Annotated in this window: 27 protein-coding genes and 2 pseudogenes; 17 read left to right on the forward strand and 12 right to left on the reverse strand. The window is 44.1% G+C overall.

The genetic code is table 11. From position 1 onward, the window contains the following. From CDG79_RS20560 to CDG79_RS20565, 3 genes are all read left to right on the forward strand, one after another. Positions 1-260, forward strand: a 260-nt coding sequence (locus tag CDG79_RS20560; protein ID WP_145982902.1) for a tyrosine-type recombinase/integrase, incomplete at its 5' end; no start/stop codon positions are given. Beyond that, entirely contained in the window at positions 257-409 is a 153-nt protein-coding gene (locus CDG79_RS42505) for a hypothetical protein (RefSeq protein WP_189525060.1), read from the forward strand. The genes CDG79_RS20560 and CDG79_RS42505, both read left to right, overlap by 4 nt. Before the next feature lie 173 nt (positions 410-582). After that, entirely contained in the window at positions 583-909 is a 327-nt protein-coding gene (locus CDG79_RS20565; protein ID WP_094343779.1) for a hypothetical protein, read from the forward strand. Position 910: 1 nt separating this feature from the next. Here the strand turns inward: CDG79_RS20565 and CDG79_RS42510 are convergent, their stop codons facing one another. The 4 genes from CDG79_RS42510 to CDG79_RS20585 all read right to left on the reverse strand — a co-directional run bounded on the left by CDG79_RS42510 (position 911) and on the right by CDG79_RS20585 (position 3230). Further along, positions 911-1516, reverse strand: coding sequence for an Arm DNA-binding domain-containing protein (locus CDG79_RS42510; protein ID WP_189525061.1), 606 nt, complete (start codon positions 1514-1516; stop codon positions 911-913). A gap of 63 nt (positions 1517-1579) precedes the next feature. After that, the gene (locus CDG79_RS20575) at positions 1580-2320 is read right to left on the reverse strand and encodes a hypothetical protein (RefSeq protein WP_094343780.1); all 741 of its coding nucleotides are present in this window, start codon (positions 2318-2320) and stop codon (positions 1580-1582) included. A gap of 72 nt (positions 2321-2392) precedes the next feature. Beyond that, the gene (locus CDG79_RS20580; protein ID WP_094343781.1) at positions 2393-2644 is read right to left on the reverse strand and encodes a hypothetical protein; all 252 of its coding nucleotides are present in this window, start codon (positions 2642-2644) and stop codon (positions 2393-2395) included. A 181-nt stretch (positions 2645-2825) separates the two neighbouring features. Next, on the reverse strand, positions 2826-3230 hold the full coding sequence (locus CDG79_RS20585; RefSeq protein ID WP_094343782.1) for a hypothetical protein: 405 nt from the start codon (positions 3228-3230) through the stop codon (positions 2826-2828). Positions 3231-3520: 290 nt separating this feature from the next. Here CDG79_RS20585 and CDG79_RS20590 point away from each other — a divergent pair, with 290 nt between their 5' ends. The 9 genes from CDG79_RS20590 (at position 3521) to CDG79_RS20615 (ending at position 5745) form a co-directional block, all read left to right on the forward strand. After that, positions 3521-3700 carry a hypothetical protein gene (locus CDG79_RS20590; protein ID WP_094343783.1) on the forward strand — a complete coding sequence of 60 codons (180 nt, stop codon included), beginning with the start codon at positions 3521-3523 and terminating at the stop codon, positions 3698-3700. Next, entirely contained in the window at positions 3697-3873 is a 177-nt protein-coding gene (locus CDG79_RS42515; protein ID WP_189525062.1) for a hypothetical protein, read from the forward strand. Before CDG79_RS20590 ends, CDG79_RS42515 begins: the two co-directional genes overlap by 4 nt. Positions 3874-3877: 4 nt before the next feature. Then, positions 3878-4045: a hypothetical protein gene (locus CDG79_RS42520; protein WP_189525063.1), complete on the forward strand. Its 168-nt coding sequence runs from the start codon at positions 3878-3880 to the stop codon at positions 4043-4045. A 101-nt stretch (positions 4046-4146) separates the two neighbouring features. Next, a complete protein-coding gene (locus CDG79_RS20595) occupies positions 4147-4458 on the forward strand; it encodes a hypothetical protein (protein WP_143855527.1) in 312 nt (103 codons plus the stop codon). Between the two features lie 95 nt (positions 4459-4553). Beyond that, entirely contained in the window at positions 4554-4736 is a 183-nt protein-coding gene (locus CDG79_RS20600) for a hypothetical protein (protein ID WP_094343785.1), read from the forward strand. A 78-nt stretch (positions 4737-4814) separates the two neighbouring features. Then, positions 4815-5141: a hypothetical protein gene (locus tag CDG79_RS20605; protein WP_094343786.1), complete on the forward strand. Its 327-nt coding sequence runs from the start codon at positions 4815-4817 to the stop codon at positions 5139-5141. Positions 5142-5176: 35 nt separating this feature from the next. Continuing rightward, the gene (locus tag CDG79_RS44885; protein ID WP_262985813.1) at positions 5177-5299 is read left to right on the forward strand and encodes a hypothetical protein; all 123 of its coding nucleotides are present in this window, start codon (positions 5177-5179) and stop codon (positions 5297-5299) included. After that, positions 5292-5525: a hypothetical protein gene (locus CDG79_RS20610; RefSeq protein ID WP_094343787.1), complete on the forward strand. Its 234-nt coding sequence runs from the start codon at positions 5292-5294 to the stop codon at positions 5523-5525. The genes CDG79_RS44885 and CDG79_RS20610 overlap by 8 nt, the downstream gene beginning before the upstream one ends. Positions 5526-5532: 7 nt before the next feature. Further along, a complete protein-coding gene (locus tag CDG79_RS20615; RefSeq protein WP_143855528.1) occupies positions 5533-5745 on the forward strand; it encodes a hypothetical protein in 213 nt (70 codons plus the stop codon). Positions 5746-5781: 36 nt separating this feature from the next. Here CDG79_RS20615 and CDG79_RS43875 read toward each other — a convergent pair whose 3' ends face one another. Beyond that, a complete protein-coding gene (locus CDG79_RS43875) occupies positions 5782-5922 on the reverse strand; it encodes a hypothetical protein (protein ID WP_223278230.1) in 141 nt (46 codons plus the stop codon). 158 nt (positions 5923-6080) lie between these two features. Between CDG79_RS43875 and CDG79_RS20620 the strand changes: the two genes are divergently transcribed. Beyond that, complete coding sequence (locus CDG79_RS20620; RefSeq protein ID WP_094343789.1) at positions 6081-7466, forward strand: IS110 family transposase; 1386 nt, start codon at positions 6081-6083, stop codon at positions 7464-7466. Between the two features lie 73 nt (positions 7467-7539). On the opposite strand, the gene CDG79_RS20625 is transcribed toward CDG79_RS20620, so the two are convergent. After that, positions 7540-7770 (reverse strand): hypothetical protein, encoded by a 231-nt coding sequence (locus CDG79_RS20625; RefSeq protein WP_094343790.1) that lies wholly within the window; start codon positions 7768-7770, stop codon positions 7540-7542. Between the two features lie 3 nt (positions 7771-7773). Here CDG79_RS20625 and CDG79_RS20630 point away from each other — a divergent pair, with 3 nt between their 5' ends. Then, entirely contained in the window at positions 7774-7989 is a 216-nt protein-coding gene (locus tag CDG79_RS20630) for a hypothetical protein (protein ID WP_094343791.1), read from the forward strand. Positions 7990-8032: 43 nt separating this feature from the next. Here the strand turns inward: CDG79_RS20630 and CDG79_RS45535 are convergent, their stop codons facing one another. The 4 genes and pseudogenes from CDG79_RS45535 to CDG79_RS43890 all read right to left on the reverse strand — a co-directional run. Next, positions 8033-14113 carry a type I polyketide synthase gene (locus CDG79_RS45535; RefSeq protein ID WP_143855530.1) on the reverse strand — a complete coding sequence of 2027 codons (6081 nt, stop codon included), beginning with the start codon at positions 14111-14113 and terminating at the stop codon, positions 8033-8035. A 16-nt stretch (positions 14114-14129) separates the two neighbouring features. Further along, positions 14130-19502 (reverse strand): non-ribosomal peptide synthetase, encoded by a 5373-nt coding sequence (locus tag CDG79_RS20640; RefSeq protein WP_094343793.1) that lies wholly within the window; start codon positions 19500-19502, stop codon positions 14130-14132. A gap of 92 nt (positions 19503-19594) precedes the next feature. After that, positions 19595-20728 carry a hypothetical protein gene (locus CDG79_RS20645; RefSeq protein WP_094343794.1) on the reverse strand — a complete coding sequence of 378 codons (1134 nt, stop codon included), beginning with the start codon at positions 20726-20728 and terminating at the stop codon, positions 19595-19597. Between the two features lie 23 nt (positions 20729-20751). After that, positions 20752-21084, reverse strand: a pseudogene (locus tag CDG79_RS43890) (IS66 family transposase); the annotation flags it as partial. Positions 21085-21164: 80 nt separating this feature from the next. Here CDG79_RS43890 and CDG79_RS20655 point away from each other — a divergent pair. Further along, positions 21165-21356, forward strand: a pseudogene (locus tag CDG79_RS20655) (IS982 family transposase); the annotation flags it as partial. A 153-nt stretch (positions 21357-21509) separates the two neighbouring features. Here the strand turns inward: CDG79_RS20655 and CDG79_RS20660 are convergent. Beyond that, positions 21510-22337 (reverse strand): IS982 family transposase, encoded by an 828-nt coding sequence (locus tag CDG79_RS20660; protein WP_094343795.1) that lies wholly within the window; start codon positions 22335-22337, stop codon positions 21510-21512. Continuing rightward, positions 22297-22575, reverse strand: coding sequence for a DUF5674 family protein (locus CDG79_RS20665; protein WP_094343796.1), 279 nt, complete (start codon positions 22573-22575; stop codon positions 22297-22299). The genes CDG79_RS20660 and CDG79_RS20665 overlap by 41 nt, the downstream gene beginning before the upstream one ends. A gap of 2187 nt (positions 22576-24762) precedes the next feature. Here CDG79_RS20665 and CDG79_RS20680 point away from each other — a divergent pair. After that, positions 24763-25005: a hypothetical protein gene (locus tag CDG79_RS20680; RefSeq protein ID WP_143855531.1), complete on the forward strand. Its 243-nt coding sequence runs from the start codon at positions 24763-24765 to the stop codon at positions 25003-25005. Positions 25006-25290: 285 nt separating this feature from the next. Then, positions 25291-25479, forward strand: coding sequence for a hypothetical protein (locus CDG79_RS20685; protein ID WP_094343797.1), 189 nt, complete (start codon positions 25291-25293; stop codon positions 25477-25479). Positions 25480-25532 lie beyond the last annotated feature (53 nt).

The following is a 25532-nucleotide window of genomic DNA, read 5'->3' on the forward strand; positions in this document are numbered from 1 at the left end:
TCCCCTCACGGTGCGGCACAAAACCAATTTCTTGGCGGAATGCTTACGCCATCCTCCAGCGGGCCACCGAAAAGGCGGGAATGAGTGCTAAGGGAATCTCAACTCACAGCACCCGCCGGAGCTTAGTAAACCGATTGCGGAAAAATTCTGTTGACAAGGATGTGATTCGCAAAATCACCGGACACCGTGATAACAAAGGGCTTGACCCTTACATCGATGTTGAACTTGATGAAGTCAAAAGCGCGATCGCAACTCTATGAATGCCAAACTCCTATTCCTGCAAATTGAGATTTTCTTTGAGCGCTTGCAGCAAGGGGAATATGACCATCCTTTGTATTTGGCTATGGCCTTAGAAAATCTTGCTAACCAGGCATGGGATGAGGTCGATCGGCTTTACCCAAACCTGTGACAAACCACAGTTGGGGCAGATAAGCTCAAACCAGTAGATGTTTATTCACAGAATAATGCAACAACTGCGATCGCAATTTTCAGCGCGATCGTTTTTTATTGGTCATTGGTCATTGGGAATGGGGAATGGGGAATGGTAATATTGCCGTGTAACACGGCACTTTATACAAATGCATGGGACGGAATCGCACAACTTGGGAATCGCGCAGCACTTGGAACGGTGGCAAGACAACTTTAATACGTGTACCAATTGTGCTGAAGGATGACGTTTTGGCTTACGCTAGAGCGGTAGATTCCAAGCTGATATTTGATGAATCTCGAAATATCCCCTTACTGCCAGGGGATTTTTTACAAGTCATTGACCGTTACATTCATTGGAGATGTGAGAATTATCGGTCTACCCAGAAATTTACTAAACCGGATATTACCGCTCGCGCCTGGGATGAACTGCGGAAGCTTCAGAAATTGATAAAGGAATCGCCCGAACTCTTGAGGGACTAAATTATTTGTTTTTAAAAACTATATTTGTTTTTAAAAACTCTCGAATCTCAGCCGAAGTTGCACCATCTGCGATCGCAGTTTCTACATCTGCCTTTTTGCGTTTGGCGATGACGCTGTTCACGCTACCCAGGTAAAGCCGGCCGATCTTGCGGCCCGTCATCCAACAATACCGAAAATACCAATATTTATTACCAGATCGTTGAACCCAGTACCGCTCTACCCAGTGGGTATCGTGTTGGGGGGCAGATTTTTTAGTATCAGTTGTAACTTGCTCCCCAACAAGTGATTCTGCGGTGTGCGGTTTTGTACCCTGTGAAACTTGCCCCCCAACAAGTATTTCCCATTCGCCCCAGGCTTGATGATAATCATCTAAATTTTGATAATCGTCTGGGTCTGGTGGCTCGTCGGTGTCATCAAAGAAAATTGTCAGTTGTCCGTTGTCACTTAACTTGCGAGGCGCTTCCCCAAAGTCGGCAGGATTCCACCTCTGCTCTGGTTGGGGATGTTCAGGAGCAGTTTCTACTTCATCCCAGGCAGGATCGTAAAGGGGAATAGGGACTGAAGAAAGTGTAAAAGCTTCTAAATCAAAAAGTGTAGGTTGATTCATAATCAAACTGGTTATATGGTCGCTGCTCTCAAAAGAGGGCAGTTTTTTTTATGCGATTATTCCCTAGTAATCCCTTGGGAGGGTGCTAGGGAACCAAGATTTTAAAGCTTGCAAAAATTCAGATAACTTAAGCGTTGCGTCTTGCCAGTAACAGTTACGCAAACAGTTGATTAACCATCCTTGGGGATTGTTAATTGATTGATTTCCACCACGTTTAACAAAGTGCTTAAGAGCTAATCGGACATCTTCAACATCAAATTCAAAGAGTTGTCTAGTTGTTCGTTTATTTGGGTCAAAGTATATTTCATACTCAGCGCAAGCTGTAAGTATCTCGTGTTGTCTTTCTAACTCCTCAAATTCGGCGGTTGTAGGAGTAAGAGTATTGCTGCTGCTGTTTAACCCCTGTTCGGCTGAGATATCATTTGAGGGCTGTGAATCGTAACTTGAGTTATGGTTTTGTGACTTTTTTTCTCGCACCTTTTTGGGTGGATTTAACCATGACAGAGGTCTTACAAGTAACTTGGTTATCTTCCAAGAATATTGTTTAATTACTTGTAAAACACGGCATGATACCAGTATTTCAAATATCTTTTTGAGGTAATTATGTGAGTATCCTTTACCTCTTGACTTTGCGACTGTGGCGTTAAATTCTGATAAATCTGGCTCAATCTCCGAACCTATATACCCTTGCCTCATTAGCCACTGCCAGAGAGTTTTTGCAGCAGGTGGAATATGGTGTTTGTAACAGTATGCTTCGTGTTCTTCTGTCCACGAAAGATTGATTTTTAGAGTATTTTCTGTCATGATATTGTTAGTTATTCTCACAGAGAGCCACCACGATCGCTAAATCTTCTGGTGGCTTTTTGGTTTTTTAGGTCATTTCCGTAGCTTGCCGCCGTAGGCATCGCGCCCTTGGTGCGATTTCCATTCTTCTTCGGTAATTAAATGTCTCAGTCCCAAGACGTGAGACTCGTTATAATCCAGCTTTCCTGGTGTTGAGTTAACTATCGCTCCCTGTTGTGTTACTTCCTTGATGTACCAGCGCTGGTTTCTCAAGTATTTGAATTTGCCTGTGTAAAAACAAGGTTTTTCAAGGGATATTAGTTCTTGTGCTTCGTCTCTTGTCATTGGTCATTAGTCATTAGTCATTGGTCAACTGCGATCGCAATTTTTTGTCCGGCGGTAGATGATTTTGTACAAAATCGCATCTCGTTTGCGATCGCACCCAACCCCCTCAACCCCACTGCGATGCCTGCGGCGGCAAGCTACGCAAAACAAAACCGCCCTAGCCACAGTAGGCAGGACGGTTTTAGTCTGTTGTCTCAGTGGAAGATTGCTTTTCCTCAGGCTGAGTAGCTAAGTTATAAATTTCCTGTTTTAAATTTGATACAGCGATATTGAATGATTCTTCTCTCGCTTTACTTTCATCTAGTCGCGCCTCAAGCCTAGATTGATGGGCGTGAACATATTCAATATGTTCTCGCTCAACTAGTTCAAGGTGCTGAAGGATTTTCCCAATAGGAGTATTTCTGTATCGGCTTCCCCCAACTTGATCTCCCCTGTGGCTATTTTCGAGATTAGCCCAGCCCTGCTCAAGCCCCTCGCTTTGGCCTGAGCATTGAACAGTTCCCACTCGTTCTGACTGATAAACATCGACACGTTCTTTGCGTCCGGGGGTAATTTTTTCGGTCTTGCCATCTTGCCTAGTGTTCACAACATTAAGCCTATTTTACATATAGAAAACTAATCATCATATAGAAAACTCTTGACACGAAGTTTTCTATATGATTAATATATCATTAGTTTCTCACATAGGAAACTCAAAATTCGCTCCCCAACGCCTAGACCTCGCGCTGCCCCTGGAGCAATCACCCGTGCCTTGACCTTGCGCGGAACCACTTTGAAATCACCAAAGAAGCGATGCTTACGGCGAGCTACGCTAACGCGGTAACGAGTTTACCGCGCGGTGATATTTTGATGTCTGCACACTTACTTTAAAATCACATGACAACCACAGTTCTAGAAGTACTTGAAAACCTGAAGCACTACCCTGGTGCGACAAAGGTAAACATCAAAGACGTTGATGATGAGGAATTTGCGATCGTTGATTTCCATCCTGGAGATGACGGCGTAACTATCGTTATCGGCGAAACCGAAGACGGTGAACCAGAGGAGGAGGGATGATTGTTCGAGAACTGATTGAAAAGCTGCAACAATTTCCGGCTGACTCAGTGATAGACATAGTAGACGTTGACTACAAGGAATTTGCGATCGTTAGCTTCAACCCTAGAGGCAACACAGCAATTATCGTCATCGGCGAAAAGGTGGACGACGAGCCAGAAGAGGAAGGGAGCTAACAAAGTGACCGTTAAAGAACTACTTGACGAAATAAATAAATACCCAAGCAAAGCGCTGGTAGTTGTAGAAGATAGCCTCGGACAAGAATTTTCTATTAGCTTTCTTGCCCCTGCCAATCACAAAATGCTCATCAAAATCAAATCACACAAAGACGAGGAGGAGGGAATCTAAAAAATTGAAAAGGCGATCGATACCGTCCGGTGGAGCAATGCCTGCGGCGAGCTTTGCTAACGCCAGCAAACAAAAATTTGATGTTAAGGAGATTTTACCAATTGTCAAAGCCAATAGGACATTTTACGAGTTACACAATTAACGACGGCTCCTTACTAGAATCCCTCCAGTCGGAGTACGGACCAACTTTTGAACTGATGACCAGACACGAGAAGCTGTTTTTGATTTCGGCTCTTGCAACTCAACTTTGCGATCGAGCTCCTGGGCGCTGCCGGGATGAAATTTACGTGGTTGGGCATCAAGTTAATAGCTCATTGCCGTTACACGACCGAGAAGGATTACTTGAAGCGCTGACTAATCAAATCCGTTGCGGTCAAAGCCTTTCAGTGGAGGAACTGCCTATAAAGCAATAACCTAATCACAATAATGTCTCTGAATTTATAAGGAAGTTGCCAGAGCGGGCTGAAAGCTTTCGCTGGTGTTTTTTACACAATTTGGATTTTAGATTATGACTTACTCCGAGCAATTAAGACCGTGGGCAATTTTCCGACGCTTGCCCAGTGGTGAAAATGTTTGCGTTTATCGATTTCGTACCCGAACTGATGCGGATGCTTACACCAGCATCCTTCGCCAGGGAGAAGGGATATTTGAGGTAGTTTTCGATCGACCCCAGGGAGTTACCCAAGGATAGCTGATTTATTTGCGATCGCGTTTGTATTAACGCGATCGCAAATAAATCGATTCCAACAAGTAAAAATATCACAGACCAATGATATTTGAGCGTTACACCATAACCGTTTTTGAATCAGGGCTGTTTGGGCCAGCTGGTATATACCAGCATCCACTCACGGTAGTAACTTTCGTTCGTTTAAGCTTGCGGACTAAAATTGCCGCATTAAGACTGGGATATTCGCCACCGATTGACTTGCCTTCCCGCATCCCTTTTGAGGATGGCGGATACACCGACCACTGGATACTAAAGGGCGAAACGGCAGCGCCAGTTTACAGCATCTATCTTGGCGATGACGACGAGAGCGGATTTTTTGATGAACCAATAGATTTGCTTGATTCGCCGTCTGCCGAGTCGGAATTTTAACTGAAGTCTTTAGCGATCGCGTTTGTATTAACGCGATGGCGTACCCGCTCTTTCGGTGGCGAGCATTCACCGATGCTCTTAACATTATTGACCCAGAAAACTCATATTCATTAGTTGGATATGATGACGAATTTGAGGACGATGAAATTTATGAATAATTTAAATATCTCTCAACCAGATCCAGATTGGGACTATTACGAAGTCTGGCAATTATTGCACACTATCAAAACCAAAATTGATGCCGGGATGAAATTTATCTCTAGTGAAGAACTGGCAGACAACACAACTGATGAAAAGCTCAAAGAAATACTAGAGCCAGCTTTAGAGCAACTAGAAGAAGTTATCGAAAATCACTTAACAAATTATTCAGATGACGATGAGTAAGCCATCAATGAATGAGTCCGTTATTTTACCCAAGGATTTATATATTTTAAATACTTTAGCAATGGGAGTAGCGATACAACTTCTTGCCAAAGTAACTGGGGAAACTATAGAAGACTGGAAAGCGTATGTAGGGGCAAAAGCTAGCGAACAATACCGTGAATTATCTACTGAAAGAATTCAAGAAATAGTTAAGTCTCTGGATGACGAAATAACCGCCTGATGAATCGTAATTGCGATCGCGCAACTCTTGCGCGGGCTACCTGACACAGTAGCCGAAACGGTGGCAGAGAATGCCACCGTCGCGGATTGTGTCCAAAGCAATCCGCCCCACTGTTTTTAGGGAGTGGGGCGTTAAGGATGAATCGCACCTCCATTCATGGGGTGTTGTCTTATTCAAGCGCACCTTTCCTAAAGCTACCGGGTTAAACCCAGCGTTAAGAGTGAATCGCGCCCCAAATTTGTGGGGTGTTAGGGGATTCAAGCGTCAAACTGGGCTTTTCAATTATTCGTGGTAGGAACACGAATTTTAAATACCCCCAATTAGCAAGCAGAACCATGACAATTGAATCGATTATATCCTTGGGAGTTGATGTTAGTAAGTCAAGCGTAACTTGTCATATTTTAACACAATACCCCATCGGTGGATTGAAGACCTATTGGCAAAAAAGCCGAACTAAAGCGTCGAGTTTATTCCCTAGTTTCTACTCCAGTCCCAAGCGCAAAAGCAAGCAGAAATCAGCTTTTGACTTTGCTGATTATGTAACACAAAATAAACCTGACGTGGCAATCCTTGAGCCAACAGGAAATCATTACTCTAGATTATGGGCAAGAATTCTGGAAAGCTTAGAAATTAAAATTCTTTGGGTTGGGCACATTGAGTTGCGTCGCTACCGTGGAGGTAAAAACTTACCCAATAAATCTGATGAAGCTGACGCTTTAGCTATGGCTGCCTACGCCGTGGATCAAGAAAATTATTTAGAATCTGGTGAACTCAACCCACGCCAGTTTCTAATGCACCGACCACAGCCGATTGACGAAGTGCGAGAATTGGTTCAACAGCTTGAACATCTCAATCGTGTTCAATCACCGATCGTCAACTACACACGCCAAGTTCTAGCGTGGCAATTTCCAGAAAAGGCACACAGCCAAACTCAAAGCACCAAGTTAGGCAACGTTCCACCGCTATGGGGTTGGCTTGCCGAAAGGGAGTTGGAGGTACACCCACAGAGCTATAAATCCATATCCAGACAATACCTGGAATCAATAGCAGTTCAATTTGGGCTAGACATAGATCCAATTATCAGACTTCATGCTGATTGGCTTTGCGATATCGACATCGAGGAGCAGCGACTAGAAGTAAAACTCAAGTCGCTGGTCAATGATGAGCAGTTCAAGATTTACAACTCGATTTTTGATCAGTTTAATTTTGGGCTGAGAATTCGCGCACGCCTCTTGAGTCGTATCTACCCGTTTGAAGCATTTCTCAGTAATGGCAAACAGTTAATTGAGCGAGAGGTGCGAGAAGTAAAAAAGAAAGAAGTTACCCGTGAAAATGGCAAATCTGTCGTCAAATTCTCACCCGGTGACATAAAGAGGGTGAAACGCAACCGTTCAAGGGACGCTTTCAAGCTTAGGTTAGGCATGGGAACCGTTCTCGAACAATCCGGCGACAAGTTAGTTGAAAAAGGAGCCGGCAGTGCCCTTTGTCGCATGAACTTCTGGCAACATGTGATCACGAAGGTTGAGGTTGATGGGCGGCTGCCCAATAATCCCATAAGTAACGAGATTGCTCTTTATAAAGAAACACTCAAAAAGAATGTTGACGGCTCAGGTAAACAGCTGCTCAATGGCAAACATTTGCAAAACAAGCTGATGTCTAAAGTTGCAAACCTTCTATTTAGGGAGTTATCGAGAGCGATCGCAGTTCATGAGCAAAACTAGTTAAGTATCCAGTGGACACTGCGATCGTGTCCACTGAACTACAAGTTGTCTCTGACTTAACTCCAAGTTGTCTTCAAGTTGACTCTTGACTAGTTGCTGGAGTGAAGTCAACGTAATACTCAACACCTGCTTTAAAAAATTCTGTTGCGTTGGGATTGGTGATACACATCTCTAGCTTGCCGCTAGGTGTCGCCTGCCAGAAGGATTTGTTCTCTTCAGTGCTTTTAAGGACTGGAGCTAAATTGACTACTGTGTTACCACTGGCATGATTAGATACGCTTTCTGCTAAAAATTTAGCTCTCATTACATGGATCTCCAAAAATTTATCAAAGAGTTAGAAGAATTGGGCGAATGGTGTTTATCCCTGCCATCGACCTTTATAGCCTATTACGATGATTTGTATGGCTACCCCTGGGGAAGGCTAAAACTTTTAGGCTCCTTCCTATTAATGTTTGCTTGCTGGTTTGGAGCGGCAATGCTTATCGTGGATGTGGCAAGAACACTAATCCAAGTTTCCAAGTGACAAAATGGAGATTTAGACCTGTGAAAAATTTGGCTGAAAAATGCTACCAGTCAGTTAGAGAAGTTTTGCAAAAGTCAGGGAATGTAGTTCCCTGCTGGCAAAATACTTCCGAAGTCTTCCGCCTCAAATTTGAGGCTGAACTCTTAGATGGGATAAAGAAATTGCTAGAGTGAATTAAAAAGAATGCTTGTTTTTGGCTGCTACCTTTATGAAGTTCCACTAACAAAGAGGAGCGTTTGAGCTGATTCTTTTTCTTAGCAAGAGAAGATGAAGAATTCGTCATTCCAATGAATTCAGCCAGTGCAGCAATGGTAGGAGCATTCAAGAGGCTATTAATAGAAATTTTCTTTTGTAAAGTTGCGCTTAACTTGGAAGTCAGCTGAATCCCTAAAAGGGAATCTCCACCTAACTCAAAGAAATTATCATAAATTCCGATCAACTCAATACCCAGAAAATCTTGCCAAATTTGAGCAATTGTTTGCTCCAGTTCGTTTCTCGGAGCCACATAAGCATTTGTCAATGCTGGTCGTGGACTTCTTGATTGGGAGTCCACAGACTCCTCTAAATCCTGATGTTGCTTAAGTCTTGTGTTCCCCTTGGCTGGCTTTATTGCAATCTCTAAATCCTGTGTCGAAACGAGAACCTGAGGTATTGAATTACACAAAATGCGGTGGAAAACCTCTACGCCGTCTGCGGGCAATAACCCATACTCAAGGTGTGGTTGAAATAAGGGTGTTGGCGTGGTTGTCCCAAAAGACTTCTCCGAAAAAGAAACTGTTTCTTCTGTTAAGTGAGTGGGGGAAAACTTTGTGCGAGAAGCCCAGAGCTTCGCTGCTTCTACTGCCATGCCCACTTCCTGCCAAGTATCCCAGTTGATAGAGACGGTTCTTGTACCATCTCGGTTAGTCTTATAATGAGCAAAAGAGTCTAGAAAGGCGTTGCTTGCACAATAGTCTACTAGTCCAAAGTTTCCCACAAAAGAGGAAAGTGATGAACACAGGACAAACCAATCCAATTGCATGTCCTTAAAGATACTATCGAGAACCAGTGTGCCCTTGACTTTGGGGGCGAAAGCGCCTTCCATTATTTCTCGTGTTTTTAGCTGAATGACTCCACCAGCCGGAACACCAGCAGCGTGAATAACGCCATTGATTTTGCCGAAACCTTCTAAGGCTTTGGCGATCGCCCCTTGCATTTGTTCAAAGTTGGCTACGTCAGCAGAAACCACCAAAACCTCGGCTCCTAGTTTCTCCAGTTCCTGTAACTTCCGAATTTTTTGACTCAGCCGATCGCGATCGTCATGAGTGTTGAGCCATTTTTCCCACTCAAAACGGTCGGGAAAAGCCGAACGACCTGTTAAAATCAGTTTAGCTCGTACAGTATGAGCTAAATGTTCTGCCAGAATCAGTCCAATACCTCCAAGTCCACCTGTAATCAGATAAACTCCTTCTTCCCTCAATCTTTGTAGCCCTTGCTCCGACTTATCTAATCGAATAGGTTCAAAAGTTTGCACCCAACGATGATTACCTCGATAAGCAATTACCTGCTCTGAGGATGTTGTTTGCAGTTCGTTCAGCAAATGGGTTATAAGTTTCTGCTCACTTTCGCTTCCTGGTTGAGGAAGAACAACATCAATACTAAGAGGAGTTATGTCTGGATATTCTTGTGGAATTGTCCGAATTAGTCCAAGCATTGTGGCTTTTTCCGGATACAACAACTCCTCGCCGATTACTTCCTGTATGCCGTTGGAGATAACCGTGAGTTTCAACTCATCCGTTGAATTCTGTTTTCCAAGCGCCTGCGTTAGAAATATCAGACTATAGTATCCTAAATCTTGAGCTAATTCAACCCATTCAAGTCTCGATTCTATAAAACTATTTTCCGTGACACTCCACAAATGAACAATATGAGTTGGAATTTTATCTGATGTCCTAAGCTCCTTGAGTAAGGTATCGTAGTCATCGGACTGTCTGGGATTAACAGTGTACAAACTCGCATCGTACTTGGTAAACTGCTCTCCCACTCTAACAACAGTTACGTCCTCGCCAGCCTGCTTCAGTTTCTCAACCAGTTGGTTCCCCAAACCGCAAGAATCGACAAAGAATAGCCAGGATGATTTCACTTGTCGCATTGGGGTAGGCAACAAGTTGCGTTTCCAAGATGGAATATAGAACCAGTCAGCAATGTCTGGTTTTTTGGACAATGAGACTTCATCAAGCGGTGCAATGGCTTCGCCCGCCGCAGGCATCGCTGCTTTGGGTTCAACCAATTCCGTGAAGGCTGAGGGGAAAAGACCTGAAGGAGTTGCAGTTGCCCGAGCAACTAAAATATGCTCTGTTAGATCGTGAATTTCTGGAAAAATCGCTACCTCAGCAAATCCCTGTTTGCTTAAGGCTTCATGCCACTGTTGTGTTGATAAAAAGGGATTAGCTGGATGGCGTTCTCCATCCGACAAGGGTTGCATCAGCAAGCCATAGGTGACGTAAAAGTCTAATTCCGCTTCTGTTATTTCCTGAATCAGGAGAATGCCACCAGGAGCCAACAAAGAACGGACGTGTTTTAAGGTTTCTCCCATATTACGGGTAACATGCAACACATTCGTTGCAACCACTACATCAAATTTATGGAGTTCGTACCCTTGCTCTTGGGGAGGCTGCTCAATATTCAGTAGGCGATATTCAACAAATGGATAGGCACTAAATTTCTGTTTAGCACGCCGGAGAAAGGCAGATCCAACATCTGTAAAAGTGTAGCTCGTTTGCGACGGTCGCAATATGGGGAGTAACGCCGATGTCGTGATGCCAGAACCGGCCCCAACTTCTAGAATTCTTAACTGACGCTGTGGTGGTAATGAATTAACTACCTGTTGCAAACAAGCTTGCCAGATCCCGTTGTAATAGGGAATTGATACCGACTCTTCAATGATATTCTCATAGACATTGAAAGAACCTTCGCTAAAAAAGAACTCTAACGGCTCTTCTTTACCAGTAAGTACAGAAACAAGATTTTTGCCACAGCGCATTAGAAGATTTAGTTGTTCAGGTTGAGATGCCCATTTAATCTTGGCTTCCTCTACAATAGTTGAAATATCTTCGGTCAGTCGCACAAGCTTGATGAACTGATTGCCATCAAGCTGGAGATAGCCTTGCTTTACCAATAGAGATAGCCATTGAGATACCAATTGATGGTAGCGAGGCTGAATCTGAAACCGAGCGAAAAATTCTTCACCTGAGTAATTTTCTTCCGGATTGCTAAAAGCACCAAGACCTCTCAAAGCTTCGAGCATATAAGCAATAGAAAGACGGTCTAAACACTCTTTCTTTGCTTGTTCTGTGGAATTTCTTAATTTCGAGATTTCAGAACTAGCCTGGATGCGACCTGCTTCCACAACAGAGTTCCAAACTTGCGGCACTGTTAAGTTTTGCTGCAAGTGTTCCCGATTATTTGTCTTTTGTGAATCAACCCAGTACCGCTGTCGCTCAAAGGGATATGTTGGTAATGGGACTCGATAACGTTGCTCGTTAGCGTAGAATCCAGACCAATTCACCTTTACTCCACCTAGCCAAAGCTGTCCCAAGGTGGTAAGTAAGAATGCCATATCCGATCGCACTTCTTGTGGATGACGCAGCGATGTCAGGACTAGCTGGTTGGCTTCCTTGCTGGGATGATGCTTAGTCAAGGTACTCAGGGTTCGCCCCGGTCCCACTTCCAGCAGGATGCTATCCGGTGTTTTCAAGCAATGCTCAATTCCACGGGCAAATTGTACTGGCGATCGCAGGTGCTGACTCCAATAGTGGGGGTCGATCGCCTGGTCGGCAGTAATCCACGTCCCCGTAACATTGGAAATATAAGGGATTTGCGGTGAACGCAAGGTAACTTTTTGTACCAGTTTGGCAAACGGCTCTAAGATGGGTTCCATCATCTGAGAATGGAACGCATGGGAGGTTCGCAAGCGGATACACTCAATCCCCTGCTCGCCAAGCTGATGAAGCAAATTGGCAACTGCTTCCATAGACCCCGAAACCACGCAGCGGGATGGCTCATTAATCGCAGCCATTGAAAGTTCTCCTCCAAGGAGCGCTTCTAGTGCTTCCGGGGCGAGAGGTACCGAAAGCATTGCTCCCGGGGGAAGTTGCTGCATCATTCGTCCGCGTGCTGCGACCAAGCACAAGGCATCTTCAAGGGAGAAAACACCCGCTAAACAGGCGGCGACGTATTCACCGATACTGTGACCAATGAATCCTTGCGGCTGGATGCCCCAGGATTCCCATAATTTAGCCAAAGCGTACTCAATGGTAAACAGGGCGCTTTGAGCGATCGCTGTCTGTTGCAGTTGTTGGGCTGCCTCGTCCATTTTATCAGAATCTGGGTAAAGAATGTGGCGCAAATCCAGTCCTAATTCTGGTCGCAGTAGTTCTGCACAATAATCGACCTGTTGGCGAAAGACGGCTTCACTCTGGTAAATGTCCCGTGCCATGTTGACATATTGAGAACCCTGCCCGGAAAACATGAAGATGACTGAAGGGATTGAGGATTTTGTATAACCTGTCAAAACTTGTTCTGGAAGCGTTGTTATTGCCTCATCCAACTCAGAACAAACTAGAATCCGCCGATGCTCAAAAGCATGACGACCAACACTCAGGGTATAAGCAACATCTGCCAGATCTAATTCAGGATGTTGCTTAAGATGTTCGGTGAGATTGTTCGTTGCTGCTTCTAGGGCGGAACTCGTTTTAGCAGATAGGACTAATAGCTGTGCTGGTCTTGTTTGTTGTTCCTTGTCTCCTATCTTCTTTTCTAAAACAGGGGCTTCTTCCAGCACAACATGGGCATTCGTTCCCCCAATACCGAACGAACTTACCCCAGCTCGCCGAGGTGCGCCATTGGTTTTCCACTCCGACAGCTTCGTGTTGACGTAAAAGGGACTGTTGGCGAAATCAATTTTAGGATTGGGGGTCTCAAAGTGTAAACTTGGGGGGATTTGTTTATGCTTAAGAGCCAAAACTGTCTTAATTAGACCCGTCACACCGGCTGCTGTATCTAGGTGTCCGATATTCGTCTTCACCGAACCAATGGCGCAGAAGTGTTTTTTCTTGGTACTGTTGTGGAACGCTTTGGTGAGGGCAGCAATTTCAATCGGGTCGCCAAGTTCTGTTCCTGTACCGTGGGCTTCTATATAGCTAATTGTCTCCGCATCTATACCCGCGATCGCCTGTGCTTCCCCAATCACTGCGGCTTGACCTTCAACACTGGGCGCTGTAAACCCTATCTTGTTCGTGCCATCATTATTAATAGCGGAACCTTTAATGATGGCGTGGATATAATCTCCGTCTGCTAGAGCATCTGTTGCACGCTTGAGCATGACAACACCCACACCATCGCCACCAATGGTTCCTTGTGCTTTGGCATCAAAGGTGCGACAGTGACCATCAGGGGATAAAATCATACTCTCTTGATATAAATAACCCTCCTTTTGGGGAATTCTGATAGTAACAGCACCAGCTAAAGCCATGTGGCACTCGCCATTTAGCAAACTTTGACAAGCCATATGTACGGCGACTAAGGAAGTTGAACAAGCTGTTTGAATATTTACTGCTGGTCCGGTGAGGTTTAGCTTGTAGGCTACCCTTGTCGGTAGAAAATCATTTTTCGTAGCCAGTCTTAATTGATATGTGCTGACTGTCCTGGAGACAGACGGATTTAGATAAAGATTTTTGAGTAGATAATCACTTGCACCTACCCCTGCATAAACGCCGATTGACCCCGCATAGGTTTGGGCATCATAACCAGCTTGTTCCAAGGTTTCCCAAGCACATTCTAAAAAAAGGCGCTGTTGCGGATCAAGTATCTGGGTCTCTTTGGGATTAAAGCCGAAGAAATTGGCATCGAACAATTCGATGTCATCCAGCACGGGGCTAGCCCTGACATAGTTGGGGTTTTGCAGCAGTTCTGGAAGAACTCCATTCATAAGGAGTTCTTCATCGGAGAACCAGGAAACGGACTCGACCCCAGAACGCAAATTTTCCCAAAAGGCATCTATACTTTTCGCTCCTGGGAAACGGCCAGACATGGCAATAATTGCTAAATCTGATTCTCTAATCTCATTTTGAGAAAAATTCCTCATCTCCATTGCTCCTGATTCACTGTTTTTTCTGCGACTGATACTGTTGCCTAATATTCCTTCGTTGGTTCACGGAATCTTGACTGCTCCTGCGGAGTTCGGCTAGTTCTGCTTTTGATTTGGGCGCATCATCTGGTGTTCGGGATTTCTGTTCGCTTAAGAGTTGTCCCAACGCTCTGACAGTTGGGTGTTTAAACATCTCTACCACTGATATTTCTTTGCTAGAAATTGTTTGTAGTTTCTGCCAAACTTTGATTAATAGTAAAGAATGTCCTCCCAGATCAAAGAAATTGTCATCCAGCCCAACTTTTTCTATGAGAAGAATTTCCTGCCAAACATCAGCAATGAGTTTCTCTACCTTGGTTTGCGGCATCTCCAAAGAAAGAGAGCGCCTGACTGGCTCGGGGGGTGGAAGGGCGCGACAATCTATTTTACCGTTCGGTGTGAGTGGCAGGGCATTCAACATTACGAATGCTCCAGGCACCATATAATTGGGCAGTTTTTCCTTGAGAAAATCGCGTAAAGTACTGCTGGTGAAGGCTTCTTTTTGGTTAGAGACAATGTAGGCTGCCAGATATTTGTGACCCGGAATATCTTCTGGCACCACGACTACAGTTTCTCGCACTGCTGGGTGAGAAGCGATCGCTGTCTCAACCTCGCTCAGTTCGATGCGGAAGCCGCGAATCTTCACTTGACGATCCAGCCGACCGAGGAATTCGATGTTACCATCACTTAGGTAACGAGCCAGGTCGCCGGTTTTGTAGAGGCGGATATTGGTTTTACCACTAAATGGGTTAATGAATTTTTCAGTTGTCAAGTCCGGGCGATTAAGGTAGCCTCGTGCTAAGGAAGCACCACCAATGTGTAGTTCACCCGGTACGCCGATGGGAACTGGTTGCTGATGGCGGTCGAGAATATAAACTTGCGTGTTAGCAATGGGACGACCGATAGGAACAGTTTTAGAGTTATAACTGGCTGGCTTGTTACTGACAGGATAGGTAAGTACGCCAACCGTGGTTTCTGTCGGTCCATAGTGGTTGAGAATCCGACTGTTGGGGGCGTATTGTCGAATTTTTTCAATTAAGTCCCAGCTTGCCGCTTCACCACCTAAGACTAGACATTGGCGCGGCAGGATAGACTCAGACGCGGATGCCAAGAGAGAAGCGAGGTGGGCGGGGGTAATTTTGAGACAGTCGATAGGATGGCGCACAAAGTACTCTGCTAAGGCTTTGGGGTCAATGGCTCGCTCTTGGGATACGATATGCAGACAGCCCCCCGTACACAACGCTGGGAAAATTGCGGTGTTGCCTAAGTCGGCAGCGAAGGTGGAAACGGTTGCAAAACTGGCACCTGTTGGCAGTTGCAGTTTGTCTAAGATGGCGTGCAAGTAGTTCAGGATTTGCCTGTGCTCGATCGCAACGCCTTTAGGTTGACCTGTAGAACCAGAGGTATAGAGGACGTAAGCTAAGTTTTCCGGTATCAGTTCGGTTTTGGGATTCGTATCGGATTCTTGGGCAATTAGTTCCCAGTCTGCGTCCAAGTACAATACAGTCTGCACTTGAGCCGACTCACGTTTGAGGAGTCCCTTTTGCGTCAACAGGATTGGGACTTGAGCATCCTGCAATCGGAAGGCTAAACTTTCTTTAGGTAATGCCGGATCGAGGGGTAGGTAAGCTCCACCTGCTTTGAGGATGCCCAGCAGGCTCACTACCATCTCTAAAGAGCGCTCAACACAAATGCCTACCGGTACCTCTGCTCCTACACCTAGAGTTCTCAAGTAATGTGCTATTTTGTTTGCTTGTTGGTTCAGCTCGCGGTAGGTCAACTGTTTATCTTCAAAAACCACCGCAATAGCATCAGGCGTAAGCTCTACCTGTTCTTCAAACAACTGGTGGATACACTTATCTTGGGGATACTCTTTTGTGGTGTTGTTCCACTCTACTAATAGCTGGTGTCGCTCTCGCTCTGTTAGTAGAGGCAATTGTGAAACTCGCGCAATAGGGTTAGCAACAATTCCCTCCAGTAACGTCTGGAAATGTTCTATCATTCGCGAGATAGTGGCAGCCTCAAACAAATCTATGTTGTACTTGAAGCGACCGACAATCCCCTCAGGTCTTTCGTCTAGTTCAAGGGTCAGATCAAACTTCACCGTGTCGGTTTGGATATCCAACTGACTCACGCTCCAGCCCGAGTTCAAAGATGGCATTGGAGGTTCCAGAACAAATGCCACTTGGAATAGGGGGTTTTGGCTTAAGTTTCGCTCAGGCTGAAGCGTTTTTACTAGCTCCTGGAAGGGCAATTCTTCATGGGCATAAGCCTCCAGGGTTACTTCCCGCACCTTAGACAGTAGCTTAAGGAAACTAGGGTTTCCCGACAGATCGGTACGCACTACTAAGGTCTTGAGGAAATACCCAATCGTCCCCTCTATCTCTGATCTATTGCGCCCCGCGCTAACAGTACCTACAACAATATCGAAGGAGCCAGTGTAGCGATAGAGCAAGGTCTTGAATGCCGCTAGCAGCGTCATATAGAGCGTGACCCCCGACTGCTGCGAGAGAACCTTAAGCGCAGAAATCAGATTTTTGGATAGCGCCAGACATTGCCTTGCACCCCGGAAGGCTGGAATAGCGGGTTGCGGACGGTCATAAGGCAGCTGTAGTACAGGCAAGTCGGCTAGCTGCTGCTTCCAGTAGTTAAGCGGACGAGCCAGAATCTCTTGTGTAAGCCACTGCCGCTGCCAAACAGCAAAGTCGGCGTATTGTACAGGCAGTTCTGCCAATGACGTTAGCGTAGCGTGCCGTAGGCTGGGTTTGCCGGTCGAGAAAGCTTTGTAGAGTGTCGCTAGTTCTGGAAGGAATACGTTGTATATGGAAACACCGTCGATTACGATGTGGTGAAAAGTTAGAAATAACCTGTAGTCAACGTCTGCTAGTTGCATCAACGTAGCTCGCCACAGTGGACCTGTTGTTAAGTTAAATAACTGTTTGGCATCTATTGTAGCTAGCCGCAAAGCTTCAGCCTCGCGCTCCTGTTGCGGGAGTTGCCTGAGATCGACTACTGCTAAATTGAAGGTGTCGGGTGGAGCAATAACCTGAACGGGTTGTCCATCCACCGTGAGGAAGCGCGTTCGCAAGCTTTCGTGACGTTTAATGATTTCGTTGAGGGCTTTGTCTAGGACATTTATGTTAATCGCTCTGGGAAAGCGAATGGTGCAGGGTTCGTTATAAACAGGAGTATCGGGTTGTAATTGTGCAAGAAACCACAGTTGCTCTTGACCCCATGAGAGAGGCAAGTTTTGGTTCCTAGAAACTCTTTGGATGGGGGGAGCTTGCTTAAAAGGCAATAGATCGCACTCGTACTCAATGCGCTCAAGCAGTTCGGCTATTGTTGGAGAGCCAAACAAGCTATCCACAGGTAACTCCACCTTTAAGATGTCGCGCAATCGGCTTACTATCTGAATAGCCAGCAAAGAATGTCCGCCCAATTCCAAAAACTTGTCGTAGATGCCGACTTGCTCGACGCCCAACACTTGGGACCAAATTTCTGCCAGCACCTTTTCAACATGCGTACTCGGTGCGACAAAATTTTCTGGCAGATTTAGTCGCGTGAAGTTGGGCACTGGCAGCGAGTGGCGATCAATTTTGCCGTTGGGGGTCAGCGGCAAGGTGTCCAGCAGCATAAAGGCATTTGGCACCATATAATCGGGTAGTTTTTCTTGTAAGAAGCTGCGTAGGAGTGGAATCAGCTTTTGACCAACTTTACCCTGTAGCGGTTGATTAATGTTAAAATTCTGGTTGTGATGGGTAAGGGTCTGACTATCAGTTTTTTCGTAGAGTGTTTGCCACTGCGAATTGTGTTCGGCATACGAGTCCCCTGGAATCGCAGGCGCTGTAGAGATTTGTGGCTGACTAACGATATAAGCCACTAGGCGCTTGTCGCCATAGGTATCCTCCCGGACAATAACAACGGCGTCCCGCACCTTTGGATGTTGCAAAAGTGCTGCTTCAATTTCTCCTAGTTCGATGCGGAAGCCACGAATCTTGACCTGGTTATCTATCCGACCCAGAAATTCGATGTTGCCGTCACTTAGGTAGCGTGCCTTATCGCCAGTCTTATACAGGCGCGAACCTAGTTGATTGCTCCATGGGTTGGGGATAAATTTTTCATCAGTCAAATCGGGACGATTGAGATAACCCCGCGCCAGACCATCTCCACCGATGTACAATTCTCCGGGAACACCAATAGGTACAGGTTGTAACTTTTCGTCTAGCAAATAAACCTGCGTATTGGCTATGGGGCGACCAATGGGAATGGTTGTAGTACCTTGTGGAACATCCTGTATCAAGTACCAGGAGGTGAATGTTGTACTTTCGGTAGGTCCATAAACATGAAGCAGTCGCTGTGGTGGCCCATTTTTCAGCACTTCTTTAACCCACCTGGTATCGACAGCTTCTCCTCCAAATAGAAGATGTTGCACCGAATGGAAAGCCGACGGAACAACACTCACAATTTGATTGAATAAGGCGGTTGTCAAGAATAATACGGTAATACCAAGCGAGTGGATTTGGGCTGCAAAGTCCTGAGGCGAAAGGGCTACATGCTTAGTAATCACCACAAGCCTCGCCCCGTTAAGCAAGGCTCCCCAAATCTCAAATGTGGCTGCGTCGAAGGAACAGTTTGAGACTTGTGCAACTACATCTAGAGGTTCTAAGTTGATATAGTTTGTGTTGATTGCCAAGCGGTTCACGGCTCGGTGAGGAACAGCAACCCCCTTCGGCTTTCCCGTTGACCCTGAGGTGTATATGACGTAGGCTAAGGTATCGGATGCCACTTCGCTTATGGGGTTCTCCGAGCTGTGTCGGGCAATTTCTGACCAGTCAGAATCCAAACAGACGACACGCGCAGAGTGTAGAGGAAGCTTCTCCAGCTGCTGTGCCTGAGTAAGCAGCACTGGTACAGAGGAGTCTTCTAACATGAAAGCCAAGCGTTCAATAGGATACGCCGGGTCGAGCGGAACGTAAGCACCACCGGCTTTAAGGATACCAAGCAATCCCACCACCATGTATAGCGATCGCTCTACACAAATCCCCACCAAAACTTCTGGGCCCACACCCAGCGATTGTAGGTACTGTGCTAACTGATTGGCCTTTGCGTTTAGTTCTCGGTAGGTCAGCTGTTTATCTTCAAATACTACCGCAATGGCATCAGGCGATCGCTCTACCTGTTCCTCAAACAGTCGGTGGATGCACTTATCCTGGGGATATTCTCTTGTAGTGTTATTCCATTCAACTAATAACTTATGCCGTTGAGCGTCTGTTAAACTTTCTTCGCCTCTAAGTTGCTGTTCTGGATTAGATGCAGGGATTTCTGGTTTATTAAAAGGATCTATCATCTGTGCTAATGGAATTACAGAATTTACCGCCTCTTATGAGAGTGATGGAAGAATAATATGTCGAGCTTATATTTCTTTATTTAATTGTGTTTTTAGAAAACGTCAAAAGCATTATCGCTACGTTTCGCAAGTCTAATATTTGAATCATTTATAGTTTTGAGACCTCCTTTAAGTCCACCGGCGAGGACAATAGATGTAATTTTTGCTCCAATATATTTTTGAGTTTCACGTACATTTATCATTATACCGTCAACCTTTGCTTCATTAAAGTATTGTCTAATAGAACTTTCTTTAGCTAATGTCCAAACATAAACTTTTTTGATTTTTTTATTACTGTCGCGTAATTCAGCTCCTTTTTTAATAGAGGTAAAAATTCCTTTACCCGGAAGAAATAGCCCTGGATCTGGAAGTGCGGCATTTATCCCATTGCCATACCATATATTCAGATTCTTCATATTTTTGCTGGAAAAGTATTCCTCAACTTGTTTTGGATAATCACTATAATCTATACTGACACCCTCATTTGATTGCAGGTCACCAATAATATTATCAAACACTGCTCTATCCTCGTACTTTCCTACAGAGAATACTATATTCAAGCAGTTGTCTTTGGGAAGTATAGACCGAACTTCATCCTGTATTTTCTTTACTGTTTTGGCGGCGTGAGTATTTCCTGTTGTAATTTTCATGTCAAAAATAATTAAAGCAAACTTTTCCGGCTCCTGATTTGCAACTATTTTTGCCTTTTCTAACCATTCTGTAAGTGTAGTGGTCGGATATCCGTCATGATCCACGTATACTTTTTCATAATTAATATTTGATTTATCATAACTAAGATCACATTCAACAGCATTACATCCACTTTGGATAGCAGTCTCAATAGTTTTTGGATCATTACATCGATGTGCAATTAAATAAACAGGACGTAGATTTGTTTTTGTAATTGATTTGCTTGATTTTACCTTTTTAAACTCAGTCTTTGATACTCCAGAAGGAGATTTAAACGATACTATATCATTTGAAATAATTATATGGGTGTCCTTGTTTTCATCATTTTTACTTAAGTTGTGTTTTTTAAAACCTCTTTTACTGTTATTCTCTACAATATGATTAGCTAATACTTTTATAAAATTATTTGCTGATTCTATAACTTCGCTACTAGGCTCTAGACTTTTCTCCGTCCAGGGACAGAGTTTGTTTTTTCCAACTGCAAGGTGAAATTCCATCACACAATCGTATTTAAATTTGTAGCAGCAATGGAAACATTACACTGCTGGCAAACACAAGTATGACGATGATATTCAACTATTTCTATTGGGCGTTCTACTAACTGTGCAACTTGTTGTATTTCAACTTTTATCGCTTCGAGTGAAAAACCAGTCATCCCACAACACTCACAAAACTGTGGACGTAAAATTTCAAACCGATCTACCCTTCCAAATCCTTTACGAGTTTTACCTGGATGTCCTGGTTGTCCTCCAGGCTTCGGTTTTGTCGTCTCACCCTCTTCATTATTTTCCTCAAGTTTCTTTTCTGATTTTTTGAGGATATCCCCCGATGGTGGTTTCGATGATGTTTTACTAACCCAAGTTGCTAGTTATTGATTCAGGCGATCGTTTTGTGCAATAAAATCCCCTCCAGATGTAAAAAACGGAGGGGAATATGCTAAACGAAATAATTACTGTCTATGCTATCATCGATGATCTGCTAAAGGCGATTGGGCATAGTGAAGATAGTCGCAGACAGATGAATGATGCGGAAATTATGACAACGGTCATAACTGCGGCAATGTTCTTTGGTGGCAATCAGAGTCAAGCTTGTGATTACATGAGAGACCATCATCTCGTTTCTAATAACCCAAGTTGCGGGTTATTAAATTTTAGATTTTTTTGCATCCGTCGATTCATGCGATCGCCATCACAGGTTGACGGTTGCGCGTAGCGCAACCGTCAACTTTGACTCAATTAAACACCTCAATAGTGAATTATTAAATGTAATATATCAAACTCAATAAATAAATGCTTTTTGGAGGGTAAATGAAAAAATAAATGCTTCAACCTTCAGTAAAAACCCTTGTAAAGTACAAGCATGAATAAATTTTGGGAAAACACCCGTGATTCCACTGAATACAGTTTCAATATAATGTCGAGTAGATTGTTTAATATATTGATTCCAGGGTTCGTCATTACGTCGTGAATTCTTTTTACGCATTACTTTTAAGAATATTTGACTACTTTCTTCCAGGTCATCTTCAACGGTATAATCCGTATACGCCGAATCAGCATATACTTCGCTATCTGGTGGTAAATTTAACGGCAAGGCATTGAAGGCACGTACATCCGAGGCGCTACCAGGTAAAAACACAAATTCCACAGGAATTCCGGTTTTAGTTGTTAATAATTGAACTCGCACACCATAGAAGTATCTTTTCTTCGATGCAATGTAACCTCTATATTGCTCTGACTCAATTAACTTGATATTAAAAATGCGGATATTATCACACATTGGCACAGGGAATGAGTCTAAAAGATACTCCGTATCCTCACTAATTTCTTTGAGCATCATTCCCATTTGATGAAATAAATCGTTCATTAACATAAAAATCCCGTGTAATCTTCTGTTAAATCGTGATTTATCTAACATGCTAGGTATCAATTCATGTTCTTTCATATAAGTACAAGCCTTACTGTGGTTGCCGTTAAAGAACATTGCCGCACACACAGCCGTTGTGATAATTTCTGCATCGCTCACAACTCGACGACTATCTTCATCATGCCCAATCGCTTTCAACAAGTCATCCGTGATAGCATAAATGGCAATTATTTCGTTTAACATACACCCCTCCTCTCTTTCTTCCTGGAGGGGATTTTATTGCTTTATTGATCCAATGCGATCGCTTTTCCCTATAACTAGCAACTTGGGTTAATACAGCTTCGCACCAAGCGTGTTTTTCTCCTCCTCCTGCTAATATACCGCGTTCAATATCTACCACGACTTTGATATAAACCCTCAAAGTTTCTAGCATCTGCTCGACCTGCTCCAAAGTCGCGCGTTCCTTAATTACAATTATCAACTCTCTACTCCGTAGTTCAAATTTTATCTAAATAAAGTAATGAACTGAGTGCGGCACCTCCCACATGGATTTTTGCTTGCTCATATTACTGGAATTACGGTAAACAAAGGGTTTTGGTTTTCAATGGGTGCGAAGAAAGAGAGCTAATCTATGAACTGGTACAAATACTTTCTATTTACAGCATCGGCACCTAAACTTTGTGCTTGTTGTATGTTGTATCATTCGCTCATATGCTTTCCTACGTGCTTGCTCGCAGTTCCCTCTTCCCTTTTAAAAACGCATGACGTTTGGGCCAATCTCTAATAAATGACTATTTTTTAGGAATACTCAATTTCTGTACAGCACGGCGTTTCGTTTCATCACCGCGTCTATCGTAGCGAGTGGTTTGGTTAGCATTACTGTGGCGAGCTAGCTGCTGAATTGTAGATATATCAACTCCAGCATCGAAAAGTTCTGATATAAAAGTTCTACGAAAGCTATCGTATTCAATGCCCCCCGCATCGCCCGACGGGAACCAGGACTTAACCTTGAATTGAGATAAACGTGAGCTGGATGTTCGGTTAACGGGACAGGCGCCGCCAACAATAAAGAAGATTCAAGTTGTTGCTCCTGCTTCTCCCGAACACTCATAAAAACCACCCAGGAAGAATTATCAGCACCTTTAAATAATACACTCGCTGTTTTCGTGCAAAATCACCCTCAAAAAAAGTACTCTTCCTCAAAATGGCTGTCACTTATGGGAAATGTAATTCTCACAACCTGCGTTCTCATAAGTAATTATCTTCCCTCGCCTTAACCACATAACTCACAATATGGCTCTTAAAAGTAAATAAAATTAACAATATTTGGTTTGAAGCAAGTGTTGGTAATACAGATCCGGATGGCGATTTTAGTCGGGATAACAAAAGCGATCGCGCAACCCGCAGCTTCTTCTCCCACTTTTAGATTCCACTCGAAGAGCAGATGGCGGATTTCGCCCTTCGAGCGAGACACGCAGTTGCGTCATTCTACCTAGCAAACCAGGATTTTTTAATAATGCACTTATAGCTGTGCTTACGCAGAACCCATCACCATTTACTTCACTGGATGATAAAGCCCCGAATTTGAGTTAAACCGCCACCCCACCGGGCTTGGGTCTTTGCGACGACACCAAATTTCAAATTCACTTTCACTCTGATTTTCTCGTTCTCTTGTTAGGGTTGCGATATCAACTCCCAATCTTTTCGCTAAATTTTCACCTGTGTAGGGCTGAAGTTCTAGTTGTGGAGGATGATAGTTAAAAGCTTGCCTTCTGTAGCCCCCACCTGTATGCGATTGCTGCTGACTAAGGGTTGTTATGGCTCCTTCAATTTTTGCTAACGGGACTTAGACAAAAAACAACGAGAAAAAAGCCTCAAATCCATTTAGGGCAAGGGATATACCTCAAACCCCAAAAAATCGCCCAAACCCAGATATATCAATAAAAAAACTAAATCGAGGTGAAATGATTGATGTATATAGCTTTGAGGCTTTTTTGACCACAAAAAATGTCTAAGTCCCGCTAACTGTAGTGCTTGCGTTTCTAGTTTCTGCTCCAACGAGCTTAGTCTGTTCTCTACACCAGTGTCTACACGCTTATCTGCACTGTTAGCGAGGTGGTTTATGTCGGTTCGCAGACAAAGTGAAAATTGTCGCAGACAAGCTTGAAAATATTCGCGGACTAATTGAAAATATGTTTGTGTAACCCTTATTATTTCGTACTACACGGTGATCGCCATTTACAGGGTCGTTGCTCGAAAGCCTTACCCTGCATTTACTTTGCACCTTTCACCCCAATTATGCAGAAAATTTCAATTAGTCCGCGAATAAGGTCGGGAATTTTTCATATACTCCGCGACTAATTTTCAAGCTTGTCTGCGACAAAAGGAGCTAGAACCCCGATAGCACCGTTAAAAATTTTTCAATTAGTCCGCGAACCGACACCCAGGATGTGATGCAGCCCTTGAATTACTAAATCTGTAGCGGTGGTGTTGCGATAGCGAAGCGCTGCCGCCTACGGCAGATCGCTTGCTACTTTGCGAAGTGCTGCTGTTAGGGATTTGGGCAGTTTGAAGTTAATTGATTCCCGTTCGATTTTTGCCATATCTACACCCACGTATATGCGGTAGTGTAGATAGTTTAGGGTATTAATTTGCGATTGACACCTGGGTGCTGTGGAAACTGACGGGGGGAAAAGTTCATGCTACCGACCACAGCAATGCTAAACCAATTAATTTAAAATCAGGAATTCAAGGTTTTTACTTTTATGCGCGTGCTGGTTACAGACATCATGTTTTTTGGAAACAAAACGGTTTATTTTTTGAGGTACAATCTAGGGCTTTATCTAAGCAGCAAGTTATAAATATGGCGATTTCAATGGTTCAGGAATCTCCTATTAGAAGTGCGAAATAATTATTAAACTACATTTAAGTGGCGGCAACTATTTGAGTAGTGTTTTGTAACATTTTTATCCGTGAGTCCGGCGTATGGTTTTCTTTTGTGGTTGCAGCGCTTGTGGGATTGGGGGAATGCGATGGCGTACCCGCCCGCCGGAGGCGATCGCATCCCCATCAGGCAAGTATCACAGCTAACCAAAGAAATTCTTAGAGGAAAATTAAACAGGGCAATAGGTGCGATCACTTATCTGTAAGATGAATGCATAGCTTGCAGCATTCAAAACTTTGGACAACTTGAAATATGCAACTAGCTCTCACTTACACAATTGAAATTTTGACACTCGCCTTTGCACTGAAGGAGGCATTTGATTTTGCTGTCGGACTGTTAAGACTCTGGCAACAAGCTGCACCACCAACTAAAACTGAGCCTGTTACCTCCGATAACGTCTACAATTTCAACAAAATTCTAGCTCTGGCAGATGTTGAGTAAATTTGGCTGGCAATCAGGACATAAGAGCGATCGCATCCAATGCCCCAAGCACA

The sequence above is a fragment of the Nostoc sp. 'Peltigera membranacea cyanobiont' 232 genome (genome assembly GCF_002245985.1).
Classification (GTDB): Bacteria; Cyanobacteriota; Cyanobacteriia; order Cyanobacteriales; family Nostocaceae; genus Nostoc.